The 8,138-nt window shown below is 46.2% G+C and carries 7 protein-coding genes and 2 pseudogenes; 6 read left to right on the top strand and 3 right to left on the bottom strand.

The window, feature by feature from the left end:
- Window positions 1-19 precede the first annotated feature (19 nt).
- A complete protein-coding gene (locus J7529_RS23850) occupies window positions 20-1,162 on the bottom strand; it encodes an FAD/NAD(P)-binding protein (RefSeq protein ID WP_318731045.1) in 1,143 nt (380 codons plus the stop codon).
- Between the two features lie 183 nt (window positions 1,163-1,345).
- Window positions 1,346-2,161, bottom strand: coding sequence for a class I SAM-dependent methyltransferase (locus tag J7529_RS23845; protein WP_318731044.1), 816 nt, complete (start codon window positions 2,159-2,161; stop codon window positions 1,346-1,348).
- 244 nt (window positions 2,162-2,405) lie between these two features.
- Here J7529_RS23845 and J7529_RS23840 point away from each other — a divergent pair, with 244 nt between their 5' ends.
- Entirely contained in the window at window positions 2,406-4,040 is a 1,635-nt protein-coding gene (locus J7529_RS23840) for an RNA-directed DNA polymerase (protein WP_318731043.1), read from the top strand.
- 152 nt (window positions 4,041-4,192) lie between these two features.
- On the opposite strand, the gene J7529_RS23835 is transcribed toward J7529_RS23840, so the two are convergent.
- The gene (locus tag J7529_RS23835; RefSeq protein ID WP_318731042.1) at window positions 4,193-4,345 is read right to left on the bottom strand and encodes a hypothetical protein; all 153 of its coding nucleotides are present in this window, start codon (window positions 4,343-4,345) and stop codon (window positions 4,193-4,195) included.
- A gap of 82 nt (window positions 4,346-4,427) precedes the next feature.
- Between J7529_RS23835 and J7529_RS23830 the strand changes: the two genes are divergently transcribed.
- From J7529_RS23830 to J7529_RS23810, 5 genes and pseudogenes are all read left to right on the top strand, one after another.
- Window positions 4,428-5,216: a hypothetical protein gene (locus J7529_RS23830; RefSeq protein WP_318731041.1), complete on the top strand. Its 789-nt coding sequence runs from the start codon at window positions 4,428-4,430 to the stop codon at window positions 5,214-5,216.
- Entirely contained in the window at window positions 5,213-6,025 is an 813-nt protein-coding gene (locus J7529_RS23825) for a metallophosphoesterase family protein (RefSeq protein WP_318731040.1), read from the top strand. The genes J7529_RS23830 and J7529_RS23825 overlap by 4 nt, the downstream gene beginning before the upstream one ends.
- A 138-nt stretch (window positions 6,026-6,163) precedes the next feature.
- A complete protein-coding gene (locus J7529_RS23820; RefSeq protein ID WP_318731039.1) occupies window positions 6,164-6,814 on the top strand; it encodes a hypothetical protein in 651 nt (216 codons plus the stop codon).
- A 421-nt stretch (window positions 6,815-7,235) separates the two neighbouring features.
- Window positions 7,236-7,673: pseudogene (locus J7529_RS23815) on the top strand (GTP-binding protein); the annotation flags it as partial.
- A gap of 104 nt (window positions 7,674-7,777) precedes the next feature.
- Window positions 7,778-8,053, top strand: a pseudogene (locus J7529_RS23810) (class I tRNA ligase family protein); the annotation flags it as partial.
- Window positions 8,054-8,138: the final 85 nt, after the last annotated feature.

Here is an 8,138-nt window from a genome sequence, read left to right as displayed (position 1 = left end):
GGGCGCTTTGACAACGCCTTTAAGAGTCCGATTTTGGACGGCTTAAGAATCTGCGCGGCTTTAGCCCGCAGAGTGTCAAAGGTAAGCCATTGACCAGGGGTAAGGGGTGGGTTGCCTGTATATTGGCTAATAGGGGCCAGTGATTCACATCTAGTGTACTACCTGTTGCCAGCCAGATGCGGTCAATTCGTTGTTGGGCAATGCAGTGATGAACACCCGGATGGTTGCAGGTTATTCTCCAGGCATTCTCTTGCCACGCGGCGGACTGAACTTCGCACTGCTCGTAAAACGAGAGCTTGCCCTGTCGTTCCTTGCGTCGCAATTGGGTGAGAACGGCCGGGGTTAGGGAACCCCCATTACGGGCAGTGTGAATCATCTGCCAGCGAGTTCCCCAATCGGGTTCAGCGTGGAATCCCTTGAGATATTTGGGGCCGAGCCATCCCGGTTCGGCATCGAAGAGTTTCTCGTAAAAGGTGCGCCGCGCCATCATGATCACCTTTGCACCGCGAGAGATCGCCCCCAAGGCTAGATGTCCGCTCGTCAGCCCACTGCCGACAATCAAAATCGTTTCTCCGGTTAACTGCGGCAAATCGCGCAAATCGACCTGATTGGAGTGCAGGAGGCGATCGCTTGGGGGGTTCGAGGACAAAGTTTGCGCCCATGAGGGAAGGTTGGCTTGGCCGCCGGCGATCGCCAACACAACCCGCTTGGCTGTCAGCACTCCACCGTCAGCGAGTGTCAACCGAAACCGCTGCCATCCCATCTGATGAAACAGTTCGATTTGCTGTACCTGGTCTGAAATCACCCGCTCCTGCAATTCCCAGCGCCGAATCACTTCTTGACAAAAGTCATGGAAGAGTTGGGTTCCGGGTAGGTCGTAGGGAGGAAAGAGTTCCGATGAACGAGATTCCGCAAAGGTGCGCAGGGCATGGGGATCGGGGTCGGGATGATGGACTACCGGCGATCGCAGGTGGGGAATATTGTAGGCGGCAAACTGGTGTTGCCATTGCTGTAGCCAATCCCCCGCCGGATCGAGTACCACAAAGCGGTTGCGCATGGACTCCTTCTTTTGCAGCAGATGGGTCACTAAGGTTAACGCCTGCGGACCCGCACCAATGATGGCAATATCTACCTGGTCTACCGTTCCATTTGAAGGGGCCATCTTCCAATTACCTATCACTTTCGAGTGCCGTTCAATTCATCCACAAAACAAGAATGATTATCATTCTTTAATCTTATTGTATCTTAAGGCAAGACTCAATGGACTCCTTGACTCAGTAGATTGACGATTAGGAATTACCTTACTTGTAGAGCGTTGAGGGGGTTAAGTAGCGCTCCCAACAGACTAACCCTCTTTGCGGGCGACATGAACAGCAGAAAGAAATGAAAGTTGTACACTATCTCCAAATTTTTCTAGCTCCTTCCGCAATCGGGCAAAGAGTAGTTCTTTTACTTGTGGCTCTAGTCTGCGAAGCGTACTTAAAAGCTTAAAATAATCATCAATGCTATAGGTAACTTCACAGGTGGTTTGCTCAACAACCAACTCCTTAAAGAAGCCGGAGTTCAAGATTTCTTGTTCAAATCGCCTCAGAATATCGGCTTGAACTTCTGGACCTTCATATCGAACCAATGAGGGTGCATAAGCCTGATAGACTTTCTCGATCGCTTGGTAAACTTCGTATTTGGGTTCAGGAGTCAGATTCCATAGCAGAATCAGACATCCGTTGTCGCGTAATGCAGCCGCTGCTTTGGCATATCGTATCTCTGAAGGTATCCAGTGAAAAGCATTAGCAGACAAAACAGCATTGAACTGTTTCCCTTGTCGTTCCCATGCTTCAAATGTGGTGCTGTAGATAGTGACATTTGGATATGACACACAGTTGCGTTCGGCTAAAAGGCAAAAATCTAGGTTTGGCTCAAGACACGTCATTGAACATCCAAATTTAGCAAACGCCACTGTTGCATTTCCAGGCCCACAACCGACCTCAAGAATCGAGCTATCTGAAGAGAGTTGAGCTAAAGAAACAGCGCGATCGATTAATTCGTTGGGATAACTTGGTCTTGCATTGTAATAGATATTAGCAACCGGAGAATACCAGGTCTTTCGCTGTTCCAAATCCATAGAAGCTCTGGCATTGATGTTTTGTTTAGAGTCTTGCATAAGAAATAATATTAACATGGCTCTGCCCCAGCACGCACTTTCGACCAACACAGAGAGCATTGAATAGAGTATCTTGGCGTGTTAGGCTGCCAAACAAAATTATACTTTAAGTAGAGGTTGATCGCTTAGGGTGATTGCATCGTTATGACTCCTATGTGCGATATGTTATGTAGCGACCTGAGGTATAATTAGTAGTTAGCTAAAAGTTCTACTTCATAAGTACGTGACTTGAGAGGAGTTACATGTGTCTTTGCAAGGTGATTCAATCCGTTGGGCAATTAAATTTCTACATAAGTATTCTGATGGAGATCTGTTTCCAAAAATTTTAGAGATTGACGCAATACAAGAATCAGAAGATGACTTTGTAAAGCTTGTTGAGGGAAAAGATCTATCCTCATTTCCACCTGGTTCTTGTCGCCGTTTCATTGTACCTAAAGATGAAATAGCCTATCGCCAGGCAACACAACTTGATCCTCAAGATTCTATTATTCTTACGGCATTAATTCACCAATATGGTCAAGGTATTGAAGACCGCAGATTGTCAGATACAAAAATCTTTAGTTATAGATTTAAACCCGACAAAAAATTAGGACTTTATGCTAGTCAAGATTCGTGGAATAATTTCTGGAGTATAGCAAGCGAACAAAGCCATAAATTCGGCACAATTTTATATTGTGATATTGCTGATTTCTACAATCAAATTTATCATCATACTGTCGAGAATCAACTAATTGAATCGGGATTCTCTAACCAGGCTATAAAGTGGATCATCTCTTTATTAGAATCAACTACTGCAAAAGTATCCCGAGGGTTGCCTATAGGACCTCATGCTATCCACTTAATAGCCGAGAGTGCAATGATTCCTATTGATAACAGTCTTTCTTCTATGGGCATCAATTTCATACGATTTGCAGATGATATTATAGTTTTTTGCACGTCTCCTGAATCGGGTAAGCAAGCATTATCATCTATTGCTGCAACCCTTGATAAGCAACAAAGACTGATGCTTCAAAGGCATAAGACTAAGTTCTATTCTCCCAAAGAATTTCAAGAACTATGCCGAAGTATGATTGAAGATCGGCCGATTAGTTATGAAGAAGATCAACTGCTCAAGATTATCAGGAAATATTCACAGGGTAATCCTTATGCAATGATTTCTTATAATGAAGTCTCTGATGAGGATTGGAAGACTATATCTGGAGATATCATCAGCACTATTATTAAGGAGTACATAGGACAGAAGGAATCACTAACTCGAAATGTTATTAAATTTGCCACAAATTGGATACCTAATGATTCAAATATCTCTGGAGCATTATCATCACTTTTTGATAGAGAAGTAGACTATATTCGTCTTCGATGGTTTTATAGGCGCTTAACACAGATAGGTCATCCTGGAGCCATTGATGTTTCACTTGAAAATCTGGAAAGTTTAACCCCTTGTTTTGCAAATATATGTACTTATTTGGTTTCTGTTCAATCTGTAGAGAAAGAGAAATGGATTCAGATTGGAGCAAAGTTATTGACTTTGCTCCAATCTGAGGACGTTAAAGGTAATGAATATTTTCGTCTTTCTATTTTAAGTTTGTTTACTCGCAATAAGTATATTAATCACTTTTCCCAACTCGCTCAACAATACTCCTCTAGTGAACCTTTTGCTCGCAGAGAAATACTTTTGGCCGCAAAGCAGAACTTAGCTTTTGATTGGCTTCGGGAATATAAAGAGAGCTACCAAGCAATGGATGCTTGGCAAAAAACTGCATACATATATGGTTGCTCAGGATGGCCCTTAGATGAGAAAAAGTATTTCCTAAATAGCCTAAAATCTTATAGGCCTTTTGAAACTATATTAGTTAAGTGGGCAAAAAAATCTACTTGACTATCCCATAGCCTGGTTACTTGATAATTATTCATTGCGTATCCGCGATCGCAGTGGCCCTGAATAACGGTCATGTTCAGCAGACGCAGACAACCTCGCGAACTTAACTAAAAAGCTTATGCGTTCCGCCGCAACGCGGTTGTTGTGCGGCACTATTTCATGAACGCCCGAATTGCGATCGCCAGTACCCCTAGCCCAATCCCAATAAGCGCTGGCACTAAACGGCTGCCCAAAATTCGCAACTTTGCATTCAAGGGAAAAGGTTTGGCTAGGGGAAGAAATGGAAGAGACTCCAACTTACTCATAACTTTCCAATATCGTTCAATTCATTTATGATAATGATTATCATTCTACTCTCTGTAATTCGATACTTAAAGGCAAGACTGAATGGAATCCGTGACGTTAATTGCGATCGCTGGGCCGCCCGGTAGTGGCAAAACCACTTGGATAAGTCAGTTCCTCTCAGACCAGCAGCGTCCTCTATTTTACTGCTGTCCCGGAATGGGAACAGATTCAGTAGATCGAGGGCGGATTGGGTATTCCTTTCCCTGGGTGCAGTTGCTGCCAGAAGATGGAATTCCAGAAGTCTTAGCGGACCTGCCAGACCAGGCTATAGTCTATCTGGAATTGGGCTTTCACCTGGATTTGACCGCACCATTACTCACATCGCTGCCCTGCCATCGGGTGGCTGTCCTGCCATCGAGTTTGCAAACATCAGAATGGCACGACTGGGCCGATGAGGTGGTTCTTGCCAATGAGATCGCCATGCCCACTCCCGATAACTTACCAGAGTTTTGGCGATCGCCTTTGACTGGGCAGGTCTTTGATGCCCCCAGTTTAGACGAGATTTTGATTGAACTGACAGGTAGCGCTTACGGACAGGTGCAGCGCGTCAAGGGTATTTTTGAACTGCCCGATGGTCGAGCCTTCTATGTGGATTTTGTGGAAGGCTTGTCTGGAATTGAATACACTGAATTGAATATTCCCCGTTGGCTCGACGGTCGTCCCGGTCGCTTCAGTGGCATTGAGGTTATAGGCTGGAACTTGGAACGAGAAACAATTGCCCAAACCTTACTGGCTGGCTGTTTATCGGATAGCGCGATCGCCCAATACCAAGAACAGTACAAAACCCTAATTCAGCGTGAAAGCAATCAAGAGGAGACCATCGTAACATGAAACTCGCCGTCATTTCCTGCATTCATGGCAACTATGAAGCCTTGAATGCCGTATTATTGGATATCGACGCTCACAAAGCAGACCAGATCTATTGCCTGGGCGATCTCGTCGGTTATGGCCCCCATCCCAATGCCGTCGTCGAAATGATTCGTTCCCTTGATATTCCCACCTGTCAGGGCTGTTGGGATGAAGATATTGTCGAAGGTTTGAATGCGTGCGAATGCAGTTACCCATCGCAACTGGCGGAGCAGCGAGGACGAGTGGCCCATGAATGGACAAACAACGTCATTCATCCAGAGGTGCGCGAGTATCTGGCAACACTCCCCATGACTCTGCGACTGGATAATCTTTGCTTTGTGCATGGCAGTCCCAATAGTCAACACGAATACCTGCTGCCGAGTATGGATGGCTTTGCCGCATTGGAGCGAGTCTTATCTGCTAATGCGGAAGTTCTATTCTGCGGTCACACCCATGTGCCCTATGTACGGACCCTCGAAGACAGTACTTTAACTGTCCGGGTGCAGCAACCGAACAAAGACGAGTCGGAAACCCAGTTCAAGACACCTTTGAAACAAATTATTAACGCCGGGTCAGTCGGAGAACCGCGCCATGGTCGTCCGAATGCCACCTATGTCCTCTACGACACTGATACCGCCCAGGTAGAACTCAGAGAAGTGCCCTACGACTACGAACAAACCTGCGCGGATATTATTGCTAAGGGTCTGCCGCCCATCTTTGCCTGGCGGTTGGCACGGGGCATGGAGTTTGCAGAACGGGCAGACGATCCGAGTCATGTGTGTCAGCGATGAGTGGGCACTGATTTTTGTGCCTAGAAACGACTAAAGTCGTTACTACAAAGAAGGCTCGTAGTGAGGACTTTAGTCCTCATTTTCCGGAAGCAACGACTTTAGTCGTTACTACAAAACTTAAGTTTGGAGAGGTTTGCTATGTATGAGTATCGCCAGCTAACGCCAGCGCAACAGGCTGAACTGGTTCAACAACGATTAGCTAAGGGCTATCCACCCCACAAGCCACCTCACCCAATTCAGGATCGATCGTTTTACTTACTCACAGCAGCTTGCTATGAACACCAATGCTATATTAAGCCAGAAGAACGACGTAAGCAGCTTTTAGATTTGCTATTTGAGCAGTTTATTAATGGTGGTATTGAACTACGAGGGTGGGTAGTTTTGCCCAATCACTATCATTTGTTAGTTCACCTCGGCAATCTTGATGAGGACTTAAGTCCTCACTACAAGCCCGTTCTTAATCAAGGCTGTAGCCCTTATCAACAGATAGGGAAAGCTTTAAAACGAGTACATGGCTCTACCTCTCGACAGTGGAACCGGGAAGATCAAGCAGTAGGACGGAAAGTTGGGTATGCTTATAGCGATCGCGCCATCCGTTCTGAACGCCATTACTACACGACCCTGAATTACATTCATTACAATCCTGTAAAACATAGCTGGTCAGCCTCCCCCTACGATTGGTCTTGTAGCAGCGTGCATTGGTATTTAGAACAAGAGGGGCGTGAATGGCTGCGGGATAGCTGGGTGAGGTATCCCGTCAAAGACTATGGAAAAGAATGGGATGACTAAAGTCATCACTACGAGCGGGAGTTTCTGGGGTGACGACTGAAGTCGCCACTACGAACATTTGGGTTCGTAGTGATGACTAAAGTCAGCCATTCAATGTAAAATCGAGAATGATAATCATTCTAAGATTTGAACGCGTATGATGAGTTCAACCCAGTCTCCCCAAAAAACTTGCTTGCTCAGGGTGGCTCGCAGACCTTGTTGCGGATTCGGGATACCTGTGCCCATATCTTGGCAATAGCGGTGCAGACCTTATTAGTGAAATTGAAGGAAATTTAGCTGCGTATGAGGCGGTGTTGCAGGAGTCGAAGGGGTTGCGATCGCTCCACTTTGGCTTTCATGAGCTAGATTACATCCCCTGCTTACTCTACTGATGTTCGGTATTTCATATGACATTTTCAACCGCAGAATCAACGATTAAACGGGGCAGGTTCCCTTACCCCTCATTTTGGATGTGTGGTATAACGATCCAGCAGCCTACGCTGATTTGGTGCAGGAGGAAATCGAGCAAACGCAGCACGATCGCGATCGCCAGCATCACGGGCATGAGCATCATCATCACCACTCCTCCCATCTTGATAATGATGGGTTTGTTCCTGTTGCGTTTGAGAGCGATCGCCCCTTCCAGCTCAAAAAGTTTGAACACTTCTTACACGAACAACTCCCGCAAACTATATTTCGAGCCAAAGGCATTCTCTGGTTCGAGGAAAGTGACCTCCGCAACATCTTCCAATTGAGTGGACCCCGCTTCGACCTGCAAGCGGAAGAATGGCGCACGCCACCCCGAAATCAACTTGTTTTTATCGGGCGACATCTTAATGCCGATCAGATTCGGCAACACCTGACGGATTGCCTCGCCTGAGGGCAATTTTTTAGCATGTCTTGTGCTGAAAGGAGACGGTTGCACTGCGATCGCACCATAAAAAACGACTGAATTGTTTGACCCATTTTTACTTACACGACCCTATGAACCTTATCCTATACAACACCCTGACGCGCCATAAAGAGCCATTCACGCCCATCAATCCGGAGCTGGTGATGATGTATTGCTGCGGTGTGACGGTGTATGACGATTGCCACTTAGGTCATGCCCGTTCTTACATTGCTTGGGATGTGCTGCGGCGGTATCTGCAATCGCGGGGCGACACGGTGCATTATGTGCAGAACTTCACGGATATTGACGACAAGATTCTGAATCGTGCTAGGGGAGAAGGGACGACGATGCAGGCGGTGAGCGATCGCAGTAACATAACCTGAGTTCGGGTTAAGCAGAAGGGGGCAAAGCCCACTCTAAATGAAGTCGAGGCTTCTTCGGTTGATGGCAATA

The organism is Roseofilum sp. Guam, assembly GCF_017746735.1.
Lineage (GTDB): Bacteria > Cyanobacteriota > Cyanobacteriia > Cyanobacteriales > Desertifilaceae > Roseofilum > Roseofilum reptotaenium.
This window is presented reverse-complemented; position numbering and strand designations above follow the sequence as displayed.